Origin of the sequence: Methanobrevibacter sp., assembly GCF_045130115.1 — an archaeon.
In the GTDB taxonomy this organism is placed as follows: domain Archaea; phylum Methanobacteriota; class Methanobacteria; order Methanobacteriales; family Methanobacteriaceae; genus Methanocatella.
Window position 1 is genome coordinate 1 of the sequence record NZ_JBGUPC010000064.1, and the last position, 19,335, is coordinate 19,335.

The 19,335-nt window shown below is 36.7% G+C and carries 21 protein-coding genes; 7 read left to right on the top strand and 14 right to left on the bottom strand.

Annotation, left to right across the window (positions count from 1 at the left end; all coding sequences use genetic code 11):
• The 8 genes from ACJMML_RS11090 to ACJMML_RS11125 form a co-directional block, all read right to left on the bottom strand.
• On the bottom strand, window positions 1-447 hold a 447-nt coding region (locus ACJMML_RS11090; RefSeq protein ID WP_405307377.1), incomplete at its 3' end, for a hypothetical protein.
• Between the two features lie 11 nt (window positions 448-458).
• Window positions 459-593 (bottom strand): hypothetical protein, encoded by a 135-nt coding sequence (locus ACJMML_RS11095; RefSeq protein WP_255360563.1) that lies wholly within the window; start codon window positions 591-593, stop codon window positions 459-461.
• Window positions 590-811 (bottom strand): hypothetical protein, encoded by a 222-nt coding sequence (locus ACJMML_RS11100; protein WP_295614804.1) that lies wholly within the window; start codon window positions 809-811, stop codon window positions 590-592. Before ACJMML_RS11100 ends, ACJMML_RS11095 begins: the two co-directional genes overlap by 4 nt.
• Before the next feature lies 1 nt (window position 812).
• Entirely contained in the window at window positions 813-1,112 is a 300-nt protein-coding gene (locus ACJMML_RS11105) for a hypothetical protein (RefSeq protein ID WP_405307378.1), read from the bottom strand.
• A 148-nt stretch (window positions 1,113-1,260) separates the two neighbouring features.
• Complete coding sequence (locus tag ACJMML_RS11110) at window positions 1,261-1,419, bottom strand: hypothetical protein (RefSeq protein ID WP_405307379.1); 159 nt, start codon at window positions 1,417-1,419, stop codon at window positions 1,261-1,263.
• Between the two features lie 895 nt (window positions 1,420-2,314).
• Window positions 2,315-3,430: a site-specific integrase gene (locus ACJMML_RS11115; protein WP_273476475.1), complete on the bottom strand. Its 1,116-nt coding sequence runs from the start codon at window positions 3,428-3,430 to the stop codon at window positions 2,315-2,317.
• 94 nt (window positions 3,431-3,524) lie between these two features.
• Window positions 3,525-4,082: a TIGR00296 family protein gene (locus tag ACJMML_RS11120; protein ID WP_296783864.1), complete on the bottom strand. Its 558-nt coding sequence runs from the start codon at window positions 4,080-4,082 to the stop codon at window positions 3,525-3,527.
• The gene (locus ACJMML_RS11125; protein ID WP_405307380.1) at window positions 4,083-5,453 is read right to left on the bottom strand and encodes a TldD/PmbA family protein; all 1,371 of its coding nucleotides are present in this window, start codon (window positions 5,451-5,453) and stop codon (window positions 4,083-4,085) included.
• A 110-nt stretch (window positions 5,454-5,563) separates the two neighbouring features.
• On the opposite strand from ACJMML_RS11125, the gene ACJMML_RS11130 reads away from it, so the two are divergent.
• Entirely contained in the window at window positions 5,564-6,769 is a 1,206-nt protein-coding gene (locus tag ACJMML_RS11130) for a GMC family oxidoreductase N-terminal domain-containing protein (protein ID WP_405307381.1), read from the top strand.
• 5 nt (window positions 6,770-6,774) lie between these two features.
• Here the strand turns inward: ACJMML_RS11130 and pyrI are convergent, their stop codons facing one another.
• Genes pyrI through hisA form a run of 5 tightly spaced genes read right to left on the bottom strand, consistent with a single transcriptional unit; the run spans window position 6,775 to window position 10,005 of the window.
• On the bottom strand, window positions 6,775-7,245 hold the full coding sequence (gene pyrI / locus ACJMML_RS11135; protein WP_296783845.1) for an aspartate carbamoyltransferase regulatory subunit: 471 nt from the start codon (window positions 7,243-7,245) through the stop codon (window positions 6,775-6,777).
• A gap of 8 nt (window positions 7,246-7,253) precedes the next feature.
• The gene (locus tag ACJMML_RS11140) at window positions 7,254-7,742 is read right to left on the bottom strand and encodes a flavodoxin (RefSeq protein ID WP_296783843.1); all 489 of its coding nucleotides are present in this window, start codon (window positions 7,740-7,742) and stop codon (window positions 7,254-7,256) included.
• Between the two features lie 24 nt (window positions 7,743-7,766).
• Window positions 7,767-8,789 (bottom strand): N-acetyl-gamma-glutamyl-phosphate reductase, encoded by a 1,023-nt coding sequence (argC, locus tag ACJMML_RS11145; RefSeq protein ID WP_405307382.1) that lies wholly within the window; start codon window positions 8,787-8,789, stop codon window positions 7,767-7,769.
• A 12-nt stretch (window positions 8,790-8,801) separates the two neighbouring features.
• Window positions 8,802-9,263, bottom strand: a complete 462-nt coding sequence (locus ACJMML_RS11150; protein WP_296783837.1) for an FAD synthase — start codon at window positions 9,261-9,263, stop codon at window positions 8,802-8,804.
• A 4-nt stretch (window positions 9,264-9,267) separates the two neighbouring features.
• Entirely contained in the window at window positions 9,268-10,005 is a 738-nt protein-coding gene (hisA, locus tag ACJMML_RS11155) for a 1-(5-phosphoribosyl)-5-[(5-phosphoribosylamino)methylideneamino]imidazole-4-carboxamide isomerase (protein WP_405297972.1), read from the bottom strand.
• 129 nt (window positions 10,006-10,134) lie between these two features.
• Between hisA and ACJMML_RS11160 the strand changes: the two genes are divergently transcribed.
• Together ACJMML_RS11160 and ACJMML_RS11165 are read left to right on the top strand one after the other, a co-directional pair.
• On the top strand, window positions 10,135-10,839 hold the full coding sequence (locus ACJMML_RS11160) for an ABC transporter ATP-binding protein (protein ID WP_405266120.1): 705 nt from the start codon (window positions 10,135-10,137) through the stop codon (window positions 10,837-10,839).
• A 129-nt stretch (window positions 10,840-10,968) separates the two neighbouring features.
• The gene (locus ACJMML_RS11165) at window positions 10,969-13,224 is read left to right on the top strand and encodes an ABC transporter permease (RefSeq protein ID WP_405307383.1); all 2,256 of its coding nucleotides are present in this window, start codon (window positions 10,969-10,971) and stop codon (window positions 13,222-13,224) included.
• A gap of 20 nt (window positions 13,225-13,244) precedes the next feature.
• On the opposite strand, the gene ACJMML_RS11170 is transcribed toward ACJMML_RS11165, so the two are convergent.
• Entirely contained in the window at window positions 13,245-13,820 is a 576-nt protein-coding gene (locus ACJMML_RS11170; protein WP_405307384.1) for a TMEM175 family protein, read from the bottom strand.
• 187 nt (window positions 13,821-14,007) lie between these two features.
• Between ACJMML_RS11170 and ACJMML_RS11175 the strand changes: the two genes are divergently transcribed.
• The 4 genes from ACJMML_RS11175 (at window position 14,008) to ACJMML_RS11190 (ending at window position 19,333) form a co-directional block, all read left to right on the top strand.
• Entirely contained in the window at window positions 14,008-14,556 is a 549-nt protein-coding gene (locus ACJMML_RS11175; protein ID WP_405307385.1) for a DUF2115 domain-containing protein, read from the top strand.
• 131 nt (window positions 14,557-14,687) lie between these two features.
• Window positions 14,688-18,035 carry a hypothetical protein gene (locus tag ACJMML_RS11180; protein ID WP_405307386.1) on the top strand — a complete coding sequence of 1,116 codons (3,348 nt, stop codon included), beginning with the start codon at window positions 14,688-14,690 and terminating at the stop codon, window positions 18,033-18,035.
• Window positions 18,036-18,115: 80 nt separating this feature from the next.
• A complete protein-coding gene (locus ACJMML_RS11185) occupies window positions 18,116-18,853 on the top strand; it encodes a nitroreductase family protein (RefSeq protein ID WP_405307387.1) in 738 nt (245 codons plus the stop codon).
• Window positions 18,854-18,889: 36 nt separating this feature from the next.
• Entirely contained in the window at window positions 18,890-19,333 is a 444-nt protein-coding gene (locus ACJMML_RS11190; protein WP_405307388.1) for a hypothetical protein, read from the top strand.
• The last annotated feature ends 2 nt before the right edge of the window (window positions 19,334-19,335 follow it).

The following is a 19,335-nucleotide window of genomic DNA, read 5'->3' on the forward strand; positions in this document are numbered from 1 at the left end:
TCTGTTGGTTGCACGTGTTTTTGCAGTGGACATGATAGTGTGGTCTGAGACTTTGTCTTTTCCTTTTTCAGAACGGGAGCATAATGCATCTGATTCAACACTACGGCCATTAGGCAGTGTTGCCCTTACGCAGTAGTAGGCTTCACGCACTCTTCCCATTTTTGTTCTTTCAATTTCACGATCCACTATTTCGGTATCGACATTGAATGCACGGGAGAGTTTCTGCCATGCTGACTTTTTCTTGAAGTGTCTTTTCACTTTAACGTAGTTTCCGTTTTCATCTTTTTCTTTAACAATTATTTCCTGATAGTCATTGTCATTCAATAATCCTTTGCAGAGTCTCTGATAGGCGTCCCATTGCTCAATTGCAACATCGACATCTGGGACGGTATCGACTTTGACTATTTCTGTTTCCTGTGGATTTTCTATTAGTTCGGCTTTTACCATTCTTTCACCTTTTATAATGTTCCAAAGCTTGAGATTGTTATTCCAAACCATCCGATAGCTATGGCGAATATAATGCTTCCAATCCAAATCACTTTTGGATTCAACTTCATTTCCTTTTTCGGATATAATCTTGCTGGTTTGCTCATCTGTATGACTTCCTTATGATGCGAATTTCACTGATGAAATTCAGGTTGATTATTTGGATTGTTCCGTTTTTCCTGTGGATTGCTATTGTGTTTTCGTTCAGCAAATGGAATTCATCTGATTTTGAAAGCAAAAAATGAATACCTTCATTTGCATAGTGAAAACCGATGCAGTATCCATCTGTAAGCTTTTTCTGCATTTCATGAATTGTACTTTCCATATCAGTCACTCCTTTTTTTCCTGAATCCGACAATGAAAGCCTCTCCTCTTATGAACTTGATGAGTCCGATATCTCCAGCTTTTGCATATTGGATTAATGCCAATAGCTTGGTATGGATTAGTGTCTGGTATGCCTTTTTGCCGCCGTCCACCAATACGATACCGTCATCATCAATGTAGAGGATTTCCTGTTCAACATCACCTTTGGCAACTTTGATTTCACCGTTGTGGGTAAGGATGCCGTGGTAGTTGTCTTCGAACTGATTATGTTCGATTCCGCAATCTGGCAAATAGCTGTCCATTCTATTCACCTTTATTCAAATGTTCATTGAACATTGCCATTATATCGTCCCATATGTCTTTTGGGACTAAGACATGTGTTTTCCCATTTACTTCTTGTTCTAACATGATTTTAGACTCCTGTTATAATTTTTAGTTCATCGTCTGGTGTTAATCCAGTTTCATTATCTTGATTCTGTATGACTGGAAGAATTCCCTTTCATTGCGTATGTTTTCAGTTTCCTGAATTTCTGCAATGCATTCTTCAAGTGCCCTGAAATTATTGAAAATTATTATTTCATTGGGCAGGGGTTTTATTACTTCACACATTTTTTGTATCTCCTATTTTCCCATCTCGTGAATGGATGTAAATGATCAACGGTCTAAAATTCAATAGGAGTCAGAAGTCTTTGAAAAATAAAAAATAGTATGTTGTTAAAATTAGTTTTCAATTCTTTACCGAATATTTAGTACAAGATAAACACTGCTTTTTTTAATTTACAAATGTTTATATATTCCTTAAAATAAACTAGAAACTGGGTTAAGTTTTGAAAAGTATTAATTTTTAACATTGTTTCGCGACGTGTCTAATTATTTTTATTTTTCTTACCTGACCCCTTAGGATTATAATGAAAAATAATATTTATTAGCTCGTTATTCAAATAAAATTATTTTTTTATAATCCTTTTTTAATGATCTTTTTTTCCTGTTATTTTCTTGATATTTTACCTCCAGATATTGATTTTCAGCCCTCACAAAAGAAAAGTTGTACGAGTGTGAAAAATTGTCCTCACTCATAAAAATTGTCCTCACTTCGTAATGGCTAATCATAGTCTGTTATTTTGTGTATATAAACATTTTGCTTTCTATTTTTGGCTTAATCGTTCATTTATTACAATGTTATACTTGAAGATAAGGCATGTATTTTTCCAAAATTCTCTAAACATTGAATCAAAATTTGAAGTCAGAAAATATCAAATGTATAATATCATAGGTGCAATTTATCTTGAAAATTTGATGATGGTTTCATCCAAATGCACAGATTTAAAATTATTTCTCACAATCCCTTTTATATCATAAGCTATTGATAATGTGCTTTATATAATCAAAAATAGTTTTTCACTCTTCAGTTAATAATAAAAATAGCATAATAATGTTTTAATGCTATTTAGAAAAAAATAAGAAAAGATAGTGGAAAGTATAATTTCCACCAAATTCAACAAAGCTATTTTGCTTCCTCCTGGCCCAGACGTTCCATGATGTTAGCTATATTAGCTTCCATTCTTTCAACTTTTTGTTTATATTCATTATTTTCCTTTTCCATCTGCATATATTCCGGAGATTTGATGGACAGTTTTTCGACATCAGTATTTATTGTAATGGCTGGCAGATGCTTGATATATTCATATTTCAAATCTTCAGGATTGATCATGAAGTAAGCCTGGTCGGTCTTGTTTTTGGCCTTGCCCTGCAAATCGTTCACGTTATCCAAACTCATGCCGTCATTGTACAATGCTGAAGCATGGAATTTCCTGAGCATGTGGCTTCTGAATCTGCTGTAATGTCCGACTCTGCCGAGACCAAGTTCATCATTGATTCTCTGGAAATATCCAATAAAGTATGTTTCATACATCCTGAACAGTTGGCTTTCCGGAGTTACATTGTCTGTCCTTGTCAGAATATATGCATTGATGGCTTTAACCGCTTCAGGACTGCAGTAGGTAGTGTAATACTTGTTTGTTTTAATTCTCCTGAGGTTAAAGGTAGGTATCACATTGTCATTGTCATTCAGATAATCAATTATCTGATAGATGTTCATTCTTTTGTTCGGCAGATATTCAGATAAGGCATCGATATAGTCCTGAATTGTCAGGCTCAATGTTTCGGCTCTGGCACAACCGCTTGAGCAGGAAAACAATATTATAGCTTTCATTACGGGTGGGGAAATTGCTAAAGCTTCCCTTATGATTTCCTTATCAGGCAAATCTTTATAATAGATTGGTGTTGGTTTTTTCACAGCTTTCATGTTCAATCTTGGTAGAGGATTGATTTCGATGTCATAAAATCTGTAAAATTTTGAGACGACAGACATGTGTATTCTAACTGTGTTTATAGAATATTTGTCTAAAAGGAATTGTCTGTATTTAAGCAGTTTATGTTTAACACGGCGGTGTTTCCATTTGACATTGTCTGCTTCATCTTTTTCCGCTTCATCAAGCAGTTCCTGAAGGTTCATACCATAGAATTCACAATACTTCTTCATTACTGACCTATTCACTTTTCGTGTTTCGTGCGAATAGTTGTTTGTTATAAATATATTTTCAAGTAGCTCGTTATCCATACTTAACACTTTTATAATTTGATATTATAAAAGGTAGAGTTAGAGAGCATTTGAAAAGTAATTGATATTTCAGATGGTATCATCATAATTATCACTATTTAAAAATTTGTCCTTGGAATTTATACACGTCACAGCTTTCGTCCATCCAGCTGTCTGCGCTGATTCCGGCTTTCATGCATGTGTGGTCTAAAAAGTCTTCTTTTGTAAATGCATTTTCAACTGCAACCTGTGGTAACAGCAATCCTCTTGCATATCCTTTCTGAATTATTAATCCGTCACGACCGATTTCAATTTCATCAAAGTACTGGTCTGGATGTGCCACAACAATCATTTCAGGCTTTGTCAAGACGGTCACTTCAAATTCCAGTTCCTCAAATTCCTTTTCACTGATCTGATTGAATCTTGGGTCGTTAAATGCAGCAGATATTGCAACCTCTATTGTTGCATCAATTACGGGTTTGACCGGTTCTGCATATCCAATGCATCCTCTTAAATTATTATTTTTATTAATTGTTACGAATACTCCTAACGGTTCATCCAATTCAATTGGATAGTCGTCAGGTTTAACTATTGTTTTTCCGGTGTCCAGGAAATATTTGACTGATGCCATGGCGATATCTACCAAATAGTCTCCTGCTCTATCACTTATCATTTATCCCATTCCTCCAACAAGTGCATTTAAAATTCTTGTATGTGGTCCGCCATCCCCTACTGGAGCTGTTTGACCACCTTTTCCACAAAATCCAACACTTAACTTAAAGTCGTTGCCTATTGCGTCAATGTTTTTCAGGGTTTCAAGAATGTTTCCAGACAGTGACACATCTCTTAGTGGTGTTGTGATTTCGCCGTTTTCAATCATATAACCTTCAGCGGCATTAAATTGGAAGATTCCCTTACCGGTATCAACTTGTCCTCCTCTTGAACCTTTAAGATAAATTCCATTGTCTATGCCTTCGAATAGTTCGCTTACTTCCATATCTCCCGGTTGCAGGAATGTGTTGCTCATTCTGACAATTGGCTGGTCTGCAATTATTGATCTTGCATTTCCGGATGATTTCATTCCTAGTTTTGATGAAGTTGACCTTGAATTCAAAAGGGAAATTAGCTTTCCATCCTTGACCAGCTGATTTGGTTTTGTCTTTACTCCTTCAACATCATATGGATAATATCCGAAACCGTCCCTGAGACTTGCATCATCAAAGATATTTACAATGTCTGATGCTATTTGGGTGCCTATTCTGTCTTTTAGGATGGAATCATTTTGTAAAATTAAATCACCTTCAACTGCATGACCTAATGCTTCATGAATCAATACTCCAGTTAGTTCAGGGTCTGCTATTACTGGAAATTGGCCGGAAGGTGCCGGTTTTGCATCAAGTAATCTGACTGCCTTTTCACTGATTTTTCTTCCGAATTCTTCAATGTCTGCATCGGCAATGACTTCAAATCCCTTGACTCCTCCAAGACTTCCATGTCCGAATTGAATTATTTCACCATTGGTTGCAGAGGCATTCAATGCCATTCTGACTCTTGAGGTTTTTACTTGAATTTCACTGCCTTCACTGTTCATGAACAGTTCGTTGACTTCGCTGTCACCGTAGCTTACTGTGGTACTGTTTACCTTATCAATTGTGGCCGCATTATTGGCTTGCTTCATTATGTCGCTTTTTTCTTCAATTGATATGTCTTTAAACGGTATTTTAACATCCACTTCCACTTTATCTTTTATAATATCGCTTTCACTTAATTCAACGTCTCCTTTAAGTGAGTTTGATAATTTTATAGCGGTTTCAGTTATTTCATTGATTTTTGATAAGTCTGTTGTATATGCAAAACCCCATGCTCCATTATTTAACACTCTTATTCTTGCTCCTAAGCTCATTCCAGTGTTAATTTCATCGACGTTTCCGTCTTTCATTAATATGGAAGTATTGTCGCCCATTCCAAATCTGATATCCATGTAATCCACTTTTGGGCTAGTTTTTGCAATAACATTTTCGAATAGATTTATATATTCTTCCATTTTATCACTCAAAAAGATTTATACAATACTAATTTTATATTATCTATTAAATAAAAGTTTATTAATTAGGATGTATAATATAACAATTGTTAATAATTTTTGGTGATTGAATGTTTATAATTGTAGGAACTGGTGCGGGAGGAGCAATTCTAGCCAAGGAGTTAGCGGAAGATAATCTGCCCGTAACCATTTTGGAAAAAGGACCGTATATAAAATCAAAGGATGCATTTGAATATTATGACAAATACAATGACTCAGTAGATTTGTTGACTACTACATGCATTGGCGGTGCAACAATCGTTTCAATGTCAAACATGGTAAGGGCACTTGATGAAGAGCTGTTGGACTTTGATGTGGATTTGACTGAAGCATATGAATATGTTGATGACCTTGTTGGCGTTCACGAGCTGGATGACTCCCATATCGGCAAGGGAACACAGGCATTTTTGGATGCAGGCCGTGAGCTTGGTCTTAAAACCATGAAGATGCCGAAGGCAATCAGGGAAGAAGACTGCATTCAGTGTGGAAAATGTGCATTCGGTTGTCCTGCAGATGCCAAATGGTCCGGAAAGGACTTCGTTGACGATGCGGTTGAAGCCGGCGCTACATTGATAACTGAAGCTGAAGTAACTGAGCTAATCATCGAGGACAATTCCATCAAAGGCGTTAAATACATCAAGGATGATAATGAAGAGGAACTTCTCGGCGATTATGTGGTGCTTTCTGCAGGTGCAATTTCCTCAGCACTGATTTTGAGAAGAGCTGGAATTGATGCTGGCCGTGAAATCTTCTTTGATCCGTTTGTCAGCGTCGGAGGATATCTTAAGGATATCAACTTTAACACAGAAGTCCAGATGGCGGGACTTGTAATCGGTGAAAATTTCGTCCTGTCTCCTCATTTTTCATCATTCATTCGTGCAAACATTCCAGATGATTCAGTAGCCGATAAGGATATACTAAGCATTATGGTTAAAACACCTGATGAGTGCAAAGGATATATCGACGATGACGGTGAGGTCTACAAGACAAATACCATTCAGGACATAAGATATCTGGCTGAAGGTGTTGCAACAGCAGGTTTTATTTTAGAAAAAGCAGGTGTCGACCCGAATACAATCGGTTCAACAGTCTACAGGGGAGCACATCCTGGAGGAACTGCAAAAATTGGTGAAATAGTTGACAGCAATCTTGAGACTGAAATTTCCAATCTCTTTGTATGTGATGCAAGCGTATTGCCTATATCTCCCGGAAAACCTCCAATATTGACAATACTTGCATTGTCCAAAAGATTGGCTGATTATCTAAAAAAGAAATAAGAAGATTATTCGAATTGTTTTTCGATATCTTCTGTTTTTATTAATTTTTCACAGTAATGGCATCTGACCACTGGAGGATACTCTCTAACGACATTGAAGAGAGGTGTTATAGGTTCATTTTCAAAATTTGTAATGCACTTTGGATTGGTACATTTAATTATTGAAGTAATCTTTTTTGGAAGAACGATTTTATCTTTCTTGATTGGTTTGAAATCTCTGATAATGTTTATTGTAGCTTTTGGAGCGATTAAAGCAATTTGATTGAGCTCGCTGTGGTCAAGTTCCCTGTTTTCAATTTTTACAATGTCTTTTCTTCCAATTTCGCCTGATGATACGTTCATAGCTACTGTGACATTAGTTGTTTCATCGTCTGGAAGGTCTAAAATCTTTAGGATGTGCAATGCTTTGTTAGCAGTAATATGATCTATTACAGTACCATTTTCAATAGCTCTAATTTTTAGTTCGGATTTTGTCATATTAACACCTAATACATTTTCAAATCTTTCATTTCAATTATTGCTTCAGTATCCCTAACTAATTTTTCAGGACTTTTGTTTTTAGTTGCAAGTGTAAAGCTCTCAATGACTCTAGCTCCACGTAATGTAACTTTCTCTTCAAGTCTGCTGACATTGGAGTCACCACGGTTGGCATCCATTGTGGCAAACAAAACAACATCCTTTGCCCTAAGGTCACATCTGTCAATAATTGTTAATATTGCTGGGGTAGGATTCCCATTCCAAGTTGGGGTTCCAAAATATACTGTGTCATAGCCTCTTAAATCTACTTTTGCAGGGATAATGTCTGTTTTTGTTTCTCTGAATGCATTGATTGATGCAAATAATCTGTTTTTGAGTCCATTACGATTTTTCAAATCATGAATTCTTGCCAAATCTGCATTCAAATTTTTAGCTAGAGTCTTTGCAACCAAATCGGTTGTTCCTCCGTTCGAATAATACACAATTATTCTTTTCATGTTTTTTTCCCTCTTTGTAAGATTTTAAGGATGAAGCCCTAAGTGTGTAAGACCTAAAGTTTCATCAATTCCTAAAATTATGTTCATATTTTGTATTGCCTGGCCTGATGCACCTTTGACAAGGTTATCGATAGCGGATAACATTACAAGTCTTCCGGTTTCATCAATTTCAAATCCTCCAATATGAACAAAGTTGGATCCTCGAACTGAACTTAAATGAGGTATTTCTCCTTCATCCATGAGTTTAATGAAGAATTCTTCGCCATATTCCTTTTCGTATAATTCTCTGATTTCATCTGGTGTAATGTCTGAATTGTCATCAGTCAAAAAGCTGTGGCTTGTAGTTTGGATTCCACGGTTAACCGGCACCAGATGAGGTGTAAATGAAACTTTGACATCTTCAAATCCATGCAGTTCCTGTTGGATTTCAGACATATGCCTGTGTGAAGAAATTTTATACGGATTTACATTGTCTGCGATATTAGGATAGTGTGTAGTCGCTGACGGGTTAACGCCTGCTCCGCTAACTCCTGTTTTTGAATCGATTATGATTCTGTCGACAAGGTCATTTTTAACCAACGGATAGGATGATAGAATTGCTCCGGTTGGGAAGCATCCTGGGTTTGCAACAAGATTTGTCTTTTTGATTTCATCTCTGTATAACTCAGGAAGTCCAAAGACACCTTTGTTTTCCTTGTCAGTATGTTCCATGCCGTACCATTTTTCATAAACTGCTGTGTCGCGATATCTGTAATCTCCACTCAAATCAACTACTTTTGCACCTGTTTCCAGGATTTCAGGCACAATTTTCATTGATGCACCGTGTGGTGTGGCGGTGAATACGACATCTGCATCTAATTCGGATGGACTTTTGTTTTTGAATACAAGTCCTGAATCTCTAACGTGTGGGTGGATTTTATGTGCAGGAGTTCCCTCATACTGTCTGGAAGTAATATCTGTAATTTCCACTTCAGGATGGTTTGAAAGCATTCTTAAAAGCTCTCCTCCAGTGTATCCACTTGCTCCAATTATTGCTACTTTAAACATTTTATAATCTCCTTAATCTTCACAATGGTCTAAAATTTTTCCTTCGAAATCAGTATTTTCAATTTTTCTAATGATTTTGCAGCTGCTGTCAAGTTCACAATCACGATATTTTTCAATACGCACAGCTTTCGCTTTAAACCCTCGTTTATCAAGGGCCTGTTGCAGTTTTCCAACATCGTGGTTTTGGTCAGCTCCAACGGTAATGATGTCTGGGTCAATTTCCCTTACAATTTTGAAAACATCACCATTCGCATCACCTAAATAAGCGTCAGTTACGGGTTTTAACATTTTAATTAACTCTAAGCGTTGATCTTCTCCAACGATAGGCACTCTTTTTCTTCTTTCAACTGTTGCATCTCTTGCTACAACAACATAAAGTTCAGCATCTTCTCCACCAAGTTTTCTGGACTCTTCCAAGTAAACTCCGTGTCCAGGGTGGAGTATGTCAAATGTTCCGGTCGCCATTACCTTCATTCAATTACCTCTTTTGATATTTTAAAGCTTCAGTCAAATCAATTTTATCAGTATAAAGTGCAGAACCAATTACAACTCCTTCTACACCACTTTTATTCAGTTTTTTAATGTCATCTATTGTTGTTATTCCTCCGGAATAAACAATAGGCAAATCTACAGATTTTTTAAGTTCTTCTACAGGTTCTGTGTAAAATCCGCCTAAAAGCCCTTCAACATCAACGTTTGTAAACAGAATGCTTCCTGCACCATGCTCCTTAAAGTCATTTGCAATTTCACTTGGGCTTTTATCAATTTTTTCCTGCCATCCCTTGATGACTACCTTGTTGTCTTTGCTGTCAAGTGAAATCATTATTCTGTCTGAACCGTATTCGTCTGACAGTTCAGTGATTGTTTCGGGCTGCTGAATTCCCATTGTTCCAATAATTATCCTTTCAATATCCAGATCCAACAGTTGGCGAGCATATTCTGTGCTTCTTATTCCTCCGCCAAGTTGTATTGGAACACTGACTTCCTTTAGGATTTTTTTAATAATGTCAAAGCTGGCTACTCCATTGATTGTTCCATCCAAATCAATGACATGGATATTCTTAGCTCCCAAATCCTCCCAATGTTTTGCAACAAGTTCAGGATTGTCTATTTCAACCATTTCACTTCCAGGTTCGCCTTGGACAAGTTGGACACATTTTCCATTCTTGATGTCAACCGCAGGCATTATTAACATTTCATCTTCATTAAATGACATTTGGATTTTTCCTGTAATATTTTATTATAATATAAATTTTAGTTTTGAAATGTTTTATAATTATTGTTTTTTCATGTTTGCATTTCAATTTGAATACTTTATTAAACATTAGTAATATAACTAATAGTGATGAGTACAATTATTGAATTCAAAAATGTTGATAAAATTTACAAAACCGGAGATCACATTCTAAAGGCCATGGACAATGTAAACTTTACAATTGAGGAGGGGGAATTTGTTGTGATTCTCGGCCCGTCCGGTGCAGGTAAATCAACCCTTCTAAACCTTTTGGGAGGTCTTGACACCGTTACTTCAGGCCAGATTATCGTCAATGGCCATCATGTCGAGGAATTCAATGATAATGAACTCACCAGTTATAGGGCAGGGAATGTAGGGTTCATATTTCAGTTTTATAACCTGATTCCAAACTTGACAGCTATTGAAAATGTTGAGCTGATGAAGGACATTGTTGATGTGGATATTGATGGATTGAAAGTCCTGGATTCAGTTGGACTTAAAAGTCATGCAAATCAGTTTCCAGCACAATTGTCCGGTGGAGAACAACAAAGAGTATCTATTGCAAGGGCAGTGGCCAAACAACCTACAATGCTTTTATGTGATGAGCCAACCGGGGCATTGGACTCTAAAACTGGTGTTCTAATTCTGAACCTGCTTCAGGATATGAGCAATGACAAAGGAACTACAGTAGTTATAGTAACCCACAATGCAATTTTAGCTGAAGCGGCAGATAAGGTAATCAGGATTAAAAACGGTCAAATCGAGAGTATTGTCATTAATGAATCTCCTAAAAAAGTTGCTGATTTGGAATGGTGATGTTTTAGCTGTACGTGCCTGATATGATGATGTGCAGGATATCCAATTAATTTTACTTGAATTGTTTTAATGTTCAAATTTTTCCATCATCACTAAAATTTAAATCTTATTTTTTTCATATAATGTACCATGTCTTTATTTAAAAAAATGCTAAGGGATATAAAAATTAATAGGACACAATTTATTGCAATATTCCTAATGGCATTTATAGGCATTTTTGCATATACTGGAATTTATTCGGAGTATTATGGATTAGTGCAAACTTCCGATGGATTCTATGCCGATACGAATATGGCTGATGCATGGGTTTACAACACGGATTTTGATGATGCCTCAGTCGATAAGGTCAACGAATTTACAACCCAATCGGACAGGCAGGAAGTGATTGAATCACAGGCAAATCTTGAAAACAAGCCTGATGTCACGCTGCACTTTATAGAAGAGGGAACGATTTCTAAATTTTACACAACTGAAGGTGAAGACTTTAATCCTGATGATTCATCGGGTGTTTGGTTGGATGCTCGTTTTGCAGATGCCCGTGACTTAAAAGTTGGAGATAAGATAAGCTTTGAATTTGACAATCAAACAGTCACAAAAGAAATTAGGGGACTTGGCTATTCGCCTGAATATATCTATGAGGTTTCTCCCAATTCATTGACTCCCGATTTTTATGAAATGGGATTTGCATACCTGTCCTCTAAATCATACCCTCAGGATTTGAAATACAATACTCTGCTTGTTAAATACAACTCCTCTGATGCTGATTTTAAGGATAAACTATCTTCAATTGATTATCTCTCGGTCACTAAAAAAGAGGACCAGTTAAGTGTATCCAAATTCTCGGATGAAATGGCGCAGCATAAGATGATTGGGAACGTTTTTCCGATTGTTTTTATTTTAGTCACTTTCCTAACTCTTCTCACCACAATGACAAGAATCGTGACTCATCAACGTACTCAAATCGGAATCCTGAAGGCGGTAGGATTTAAGGATAAGGTAATCATCATGCATTATCTTGCTTATGCTTTCTTTCCGGTTCTTGCAGGCTCGATTCTAGGATTGATTACAGGCCCTATGATAATTCCCCAAATGTTTTATCCGTCAATGATGAGAAGCTACAGCATGCCTAGCTGGCATCCGGGTTTTGACATGAGTTTCATCTACATTGCAGTGCTGATGGTTGCATTATCAGTATTGGTTACCTATTTTTCATGCAGGAGAATCTCAAGGGAAAATCCTGCAAATACATTACGGCCAAAGGCACCCCATACATCTTCAAAAACTTTCATCGAAAAATCAAGGCTCTGGAACCGTTTAAGTTTTAATATCAGATGGAATTTGAGGGATGCAAGTAGAAACAACTTTAGGGCATTGATGGTAATAATTGGAGTGATGGGCTGTGTGGCACTGCTGATTGCGGCATTTGGAATGAATGACAGTATGGATGAGCTGAAATCATGGGAGTATGATGATATCACTCATTATGAGTCAAAATTACTGCTTTCAAAAGAGGCCAATCCTATGGAGCTCTATTATATTTTAAATGAAACAAACGGCAGCTTTATAATGCAGCAGTCAATTGAAATGAAGGCCAATGATGTTGAAGACACGGTATCGCTTTTGGTATCAAATAACACTGATCTGATATCTTATACTGACAGCAATCGAAATTCAATTGAAATAGATGAAGGGGATGTTTCCATTTCCACTAAACTGGCGAAAAAGTTTAATCTGACAATTGGAGATAAAATCAGATGGCATATTGTCGGTGAGGATAAGTGGGTTGCATCAAATATTGGCCAGGTACATGCAGAGCCAATCTCACAAGGGCTGATAATGTCTCCGGACACTTTAGAGGATCAAGGATTGAATTTCACTCCTACAAACATCATAACCGATGAAAAATTTGGTGAAAATTTCGATTCAATAAAATCAACCACCAGCACGGAAAAGATGGAAAAAAGTTGGGATCAAATGACTTCTGCCGTAATGATGATGGTTTCCGTGGTGACATTTGTAGCAGTGGCATTGGCAATTTTAGTTATATATAATCTTGAAATATTATCATTCACTGAAATGGAGAGGGAAATTGCTACATTGAAGGTTTTAGGATTTAAGACAAAGATATTGCGGAAGTTATTGCTGACTCAAAATGTATTTTTCACTGCAATAGGTTTTATTTTGGGAATTCCGTTGGGATTCTACTTCATGACCCTGATGATGAATGCTGCCGGCGATTCCATTTATTATGTTCCTACGTTGACTTGGGGTAACATATTGCTGTCTGCTGTCATAACATTCACAATTTCAATTGGTGTCAATTTGCTGTTTTCTGATAAAATTAATGATTTGAATATGGTTGAAGCACTTAAAGATGTTGAGTAGTGTTAATTATGGTGTATTAATCAGTTTTTAAGAGAATAAATGATTGACCTTATGATTGATATCAAACAGCAGATGCTGATTGCAAATGGATATCCTAAAAATGCAATTACCAAACCGATAATGAAAAGTATGAATGGAACAACTAATGCACTTTTTACAGCTAAAGCTTCTGATAGATATTCTCGGTCGGGATTAATGTCCAGCAAGGATTTTGCCATCCAAAATAATATGATATTGACTATAATGAAATCTGATCCGTATAATACTTCGGCAAGTAAAGAAAAAGGATTATTTGCAACAAATGTGGTTAAATAAGGAAGTAATGAAATAATCAATAGCAAAAGGATATTTTGCCAAATGATTTTTGCGTTGATCCTTTCAACATGATTGTAAATTATATGATGATACTGCCATAGGTTGGTGCAAACTAAAAAACTTATCAAATATGCAAAATATGAGGTTTTAAGTGCTAAAATTGATTGAATTGATGCAGTGGCGGGTTGCGGCAATTCCAAAACCAAAACTGTTACAATAATTGCGATAATTGCATCATAAAAGGCTTCCAATCTGTTTGTTGACATGTAATTTTCATTCATAGCTATCATTTTCCGCATATAATTCAAAATTAAAATCAATTAAATTCTTTCTTGAAATTCCTATTTATTTTTTTTTTAATTTTCTAGGAGCCTATTCGATAGGTTGTATGGTTTGAGAATTGAATAATCAATGTCAAGTCGAAACCCTTTTATTTATTAATAATGATATAATATTTTAGATGGTTTTATGAATGATTCAGTGAACATGTATGATGATTTTTCAAATGTAATTTCAAATGAGGAAAGCATCTCAACAGAATCCGTTTTAGATATCCTAAAGGAATATGCAGGAACCATTTCAGTATTTGATTTGATGGCAGTCAATGCGGAAATGATTGAGGAAAGCAAATATGTGCAGGATAACTATAAACAAAAAAGTCATGGAGTCTATGTCAAATACTTTTTAGGTCGCATCAAGGATGTTCACAGCGACAATAACATGTATGAACATGATATTGACAAAGAGGAGTTTATTGATGCAGTATCAACTTTAAAGTCATATCATATTAACGAATCAGTCACTTCAAAGACCAAATTTCCATTAATCTATGGAATAATTTCAATTTACACTACTTTTATTCTTGAGGAACCCATCCACCCGGTGGGCACTCCATTTCCAGGTTCTCTATATGTTGAAGAGAAGGACGGCAAATTCTATTGCCCTGTCAAGGACGCCAATCTCGAGTCTCCGAATGCGGTTTGCAAGATGTGCCTTGCTGAGCAACTGGAGTTTTAACTTCCGAACCAACATAATTAATTTGCTATTTTTTGTAAAAAATATTCACATTTTTTATATTTAAGGTAACAAATAAATATGCTTTAAATATAAACCTATCATTAACTAAAAGTTAGTGAGTTGGTACTTTTATGTTGGACAAGAAATGGATGGTGCTTGCAATATTTTTCATATCTCTTGTTGCAATATCTGGCGTTAGTGCAGCTGAAGATACTGGAGATGTTGCCGCCATAGAAAATGATACGCAAACAGATGTAATAACAAATGATATAACGACAGACGAAATGCAGGGTGATGCCTTGAAGGCATCTTCAGATGATGAGAGCGATGACGTACTGGCAGTTTCAAATGATGAAGACATTTTATCTGGAGATAACTGTTATGTAAATTGTAGTTATATTGGTGATGATGAACGTGGAACTCCTGATCGTCCATTTAGAATGATATCTGATGCTATAGCTTATTGTAGTGACGGAGATACAATTCATATTGCTGAAGGAGTGTATGCTAGTGACCAAGTTTATATCGTTGATAAGAAGTTAAATTTTGAGAGATGGGGATTTGGTCAAGTGGTATTGAGTTCATATGGCAACAGTATTTTCTATTGCACTGTCGATGAAATTAACATTATCGATTTAACATTCAAAGATGTATTTGTTGAGGAAGGTGATGGAGGAGCAATTTACTTCGCAAATGGTTTGAAAAACAGTTATATTGGCGGTAGTTTCATAAACAACTTTGCCCCTAGGGGCGGTGCGATATTTGTCAATGGAAATATTGAAAAATCATTGATTTCCGCTTATTTTGCAGATAACTCCGCTTTGATAGGCGGTGCAATTTATGCTGGAAGCATTACCTATACTGAAATAGATGGCGATTTCTTCAACAATACTGCAATATTTGAGATGGAATCTCTAGTTGAGGTGGATTTCGGTCTTGGAGGAGCCATATTTTCTGAAGGCGTCATCGAAAATTCATCGATTGAGGGCGAATTCACGTTTAACCAGGCCACCAATTCCGGTGGAGCGATATTTGTCATGGAAGGCATGGACAGGACCAATGTCACCGGTAGCTTCATGCATAACTTTGCCCTGATCGGAGGCGCAGTCTATGCTCCGGGCATAAGAAATTCCAAAATCAGTGCCGTTTTTGTAAACAACACAGCTTTGATAGGCGGGGCAATAAATGCAAATCTCATCAACAATACTGAAATAGACTCCTATTTCATAAACAACACTGCAGATTTAAACCTTATGGATATTGATGATGATACTAAGAATAGAATTGAAGGATATCTTATAGAGCATATTGGCGATGAAAAGATTGCCGAGTATATTTTGAACTTTACCAAGGCACATAATATAGACCTTGGTTTCGGTGGCGGAATAACCGTTGCCGGAATTGTGCTGAATTCCAATATCACCGGCGAGTTCACAAATAACGGAGGCGCTGATGCAGGCGGTGCCATATCTGTTCTTGGAGTTGTGGAAAACGTTCTCATTTCAGGTCATTTTGAGGGCAACCATGCCGGATTGGGTGGGGCACTGTTCCTTCCTGTTGTAAAGGATTCCACCATTGCTGACGGTTTCGCATCTAACTATGCAGTCCAGGGTGGAGCAATCTTTGCGGCTTTCATAAACCACACTGACATTTATGGTAATTTCGCAGCAAATAATGCTCTGAACAATAAGGACAAAATAGGTGCCGACCTTCTTGCATGGGGAGGTGCAATCTGCATCGATGGAGTTCTGGAAAATTCCAATATCGGCGGTACTTTTTACGAAAACAGGGCTACCGAGCTGGGCGGTGCAATAGGAGGTGTTGACTTTGTAATAAATTCCAACATTACAGGCTATTTCATTAAGAATGCCGCTAAACTCGGTGGTGCAATGGACCTTCCATTTTTACAATATTCCGCCATCGACGGTTACTTCGTCAACAACACTGCCGCTATAGGTGGTGCAATCATTGCATGCTATGCCAATACTTCTCAGATAAATGCTCATTTTATAAATAATACTGTAGTAAATTATCAGATGGGAGATGAGGTAATCCCTGACATGATTGAATATAATGACCATGCTTTGCCGGTCGGTTTGGGCGGTGCAATATGCATTGTTGGTGCGGCTGAAAATTCCATTTTCTCCGGTGATTATATACTTAATTCTGCTTTGGCAGGTGGAGCAATATTCGTATATGGAATAGAGATTCCTAGGCTTGGAATAGTCCTGCCTTTCAAAGGCAATAAAATTTATTCCCATTTCGTATATGATGGTGCTTATGAAGGCGGTGCAATTTTAATTAATGCAACATCAATTGAAAATGATATCAACTCTAATTTCATAAGCAATAATGCTATGGATGAGGGAATTGTTTCTTTCTATCGTGAAAGCATCAATGATACAATATCCTATTGTTTATTTATGAACAATCAGGCTAAATCAATCATCTATGTCGAATCCGCAGATGGTACAAATATAACCCGGAATATTCTCTTGAATGCCGTCAGAACTTATGATATCTATCATAGCAGCGGTTCAAAATTAAATGCTAATGAAAATTGGTTTGGTCATAATGCAACTAATTACAAGGAGTTCCCATTAATCAATGGTACTGCCGAATGCAGCACATGGTTGTTCTTAAATGCCACAGCCAACCCTAATCCTGTTCAATATTTGGGAAGTTCTGATGTTGTCTTTGATTTGTTCCGTTATAATGTTGCAGGTTCTATCGGGAAATATAATACCAATATTTTGGAGCCTGTTGGTTTGGGAATAACCTCAACAAATGGTAATGTTGACAAAAACATATCCACATTCGGAGATGTCATCAAGTTCTCCTCAAACGGCAAAAAAGGAATCATAACCGCATCACTTGCCAATGCCAAATATTCTGTTGAAATCAAATGTGTGTCCAGAATATCCTCCAGTGATTTGGAAATGGATTATCTGGGAGCAAATTACAGAATTCAGGTATTTGACGAGGACGGAAATCCTGCTGTGGGCGAAACCGTTAAAATAACCGTGAACGGCATAACATATGTGGAAAAAATAGACAAGGACGGTTATGCGACATTGCCAATCAGGCTGAAGCCGAAGACTTATGCCATTACTTCAACATTTAAGGGAACCACCGTCACAAAGACACTTAAGGTCAAAAACACCCTAAAGGCCAAAAAATCATTTACAGTCAAAAAGACTGCTAAAAAACTGGTCTTAAAGGCAACTCTCAAATGGAGTAACGGAAAAGCAATTGCCGGCAAAAAGGTTTCCTTCAAGTTTAAAAGTAAAATATTCACCGTAAAAACCAACAAGAAGGGTATAGCAAAAATTACCTTGTCTGTTAAGATGGTCAGTAACAAAATAGTGAAACTTACATTTAAGAAGAAAATCGTCAGGCTCACTGTCGACAAAACATACAAGATGGTGGTCCGCTACAAAAATGAGACCGCTAGCTCAAAATTGGTAGTCAAAAAGTAATTGCTTCGCCAATTACTTTCTCTTTTTATTTTCAAAAGCATTCTTTTTTGGGGGATGTTTGATAATGAATTTGATTAATCATGATTGTTGATAATATGGATTTAAAGGAAGCGATATACAAAAGGCAGTCTATCAGAAAGTATGATAAGACTCCATTGGACTCAAAGACATTGGATGGATTAAGGACATTCATTGACAATACTCGGGTCTTGAATCCCAACATCAAATGGAGCTATGATATTGTCGGATTTGAAAACGTCAGGATGCTTCAGAGATTCAAATCTCCTCATTATTTGCTGATATTTTCAGAAAGTAAGGAAAATTATCTGCAGAATATAGGTTTCATCTTTCAACAGGTTGATTTGTACCTTCAAAGCAGAGGAATCGGGTCCTGTTGGATTGGTGCTGGAAGTCCTAAAAACTATGAAAACCCAAACCCTGAACAGGATTTTGTAATTTTAATGATATTCGGCAAGCCGCAGGGTGAAATCTACCGCCAACTCAGTCAGTTTGAAAGGAAAATCATATGTGAGATTTCAGACGAGCGAGACAGCAAGTTAATGCCTGCCAGATATGCTCCTTCAGCTGCAAACACGCAGACATGGTACTTTACACATGATGAGGACGGCAGCTATAATTTATATAGGAATAGGAAAAAGCTCCGTTTGAATAAGAAAATGGATGCCTGGAACCAGATTGACATGGGCATCGCACTGGCACATATGTATGTCGCAAATCCGGACACTTTTGAGTTTATATTGGATAAACCTCATGAAGAGTTGAAGAATAAAGTTTTTGAAGGAAGTTTCACAATATAATATCAAGCATTATGGTATCATTTTGGAGGTGCTGAAATGAACAGGTCGTTGATTGCAATCGTTATTGTGCTTGTGGCAATCTTGGGAATTTTTTCATTGTATGCAATTGATCATTCATCTGATGATTTGAATAAAACAACATTGAATGTGTCTTCCGAAGGACCTTTGAAACTTTCAAATGTAATCGAAGACATCAAAACCCATGACTATTACAAAGGTTATGATAATGAAACTGTTGAATGGATGGAAACATTGGGGGACAAGTATGTTTGGTTTTCATTGGACGAAATTGTAATCATGGACAAATGGGATTCTGATAAAATTCCATCACAATATGTTTGTGATGCATCATTCTATGAGATATTTTCCTGTAATGTCATGGAAAAACATCCTTTAGGCAATACGCTCTATCCTAGGGATGTAGTGCTGGTAAAAAATGTGGAATATATTGGTGAAGATGTAATATCATATGAGGTTTAGGT

Coding starts and splice junctions, on each gene's coding strand:
- ACJMML_RS11095 (WP_255360563.1), bottom strand. CDS start 593: ATGAGCAAACCAGCAAGATTATATCCGAAAAAGGAAATGAAGTTGAAT.
- ACJMML_RS11100 (WP_295614804.1), bottom strand. CDS start 811: ATGGAAAGTACAATTCATGAAATGCAGAAAAAGCTTACAGATGGATAC.
- ACJMML_RS11105 (WP_405307378.1), bottom strand. CDS start 1,112: ATGGACAGCTATTTGCCAGATTGCGGAATCGAACATAATCAGTTCGAA.
- ACJMML_RS11110 (WP_405307379.1), bottom strand. CDS start 1,419: ATGTGTGAAGTAATAAAACCCCTGCCCAATGAAATAATAATTTTCAAT.
- ACJMML_RS11115 (WP_273476475.1), bottom strand. CDS start 3,430: ATGGATAACGAGCTACTTGAAAATATATTTATAACAAACAACTATTCG.
- ACJMML_RS11120 (WP_296783864.1), bottom strand. CDS start 4,082: ATGATAAGTGATAGAGCAGGAGACTATTTGGTAGATATCGCCATGGCA.
- ACJMML_RS11125 (WP_405307380.1), bottom strand. CDS start 5,453: ATGGAAGAATATATAAATCTATTCGAAAATGTTATTGCAAAAACTAGC.
- ACJMML_RS11130 (WP_405307381.1), top strand. CDS start 5,564: ATGTTTATAATTGTAGGAACTGGTGCGGGAGGAGCAATTCTAGCCAAG.
- pyrI (WP_296783845.1), bottom strand. CDS start 7,245: ATGACAAAATCCGAACTAAAAATTAGAGCTATTGAAAATGGTACTGTA.
- ACJMML_RS11140 (WP_296783843.1), bottom strand. CDS start 7,742: ATGAAAAGAATAATTGTGTATTATTCGAACGGAGGAACAACCGATTTG.
- argC (WP_405307382.1), bottom strand. CDS start 8,789: ATGTTTAAAGTAGCAATAATTGGAGCAAGTGGATACACTGGAGGAGAG.
- ACJMML_RS11150 (WP_296783837.1), bottom strand. CDS start 9,263: ATGAAGGTAATGGCGACCGGAACATTTGACATACTCCACCCTGGACAC.
- hisA (WP_405297972.1), bottom strand. CDS start 10,005: ATGTCATTTAATGAAGATGAAATGTTAATAATGCCTGCGGTTGACATC.
- ACJMML_RS11160 (WP_405266120.1), top strand. CDS start 10,135: ATGAGTACAATTATTGAATTCAAAAATGTTGATAAAATTTACAAAACC.
- ACJMML_RS11165 (WP_405307383.1), top strand. CDS start 10,969: ATGTCTTTATTTAAAAAAATGCTAAGGGATATAAAAATTAATAGGACA.
- ACJMML_RS11170 (WP_405307384.1), bottom strand. CDS start 13,820: ATGAATGAAAATTACATGTCAACAAACAGATTGGAAGCCTTTTATGAT.
- ACJMML_RS11175 (WP_405307385.1), top strand. CDS start 14,008: ATGAATGATTCAGTGAACATGTATGATGATTTTTCAAATGTAATTTCA.
- ACJMML_RS11180 (WP_405307386.1), top strand. CDS start 14,688: ATGTTGGACAAGAAATGGATGGTGCTTGCAATATTTTTCATATCTCTT.
- ACJMML_RS11185 (WP_405307387.1), top strand. CDS start 18,116: ATGATTGTTGATAATATGGATTTAAAGGAAGCGATATACAAAAGGCAG.
- ACJMML_RS11190 (WP_405307388.1), top strand. CDS start 18,890: ATGAACAGGTCGTTGATTGCAATCGTTATTGTGCTTGTGGCAATCTTG.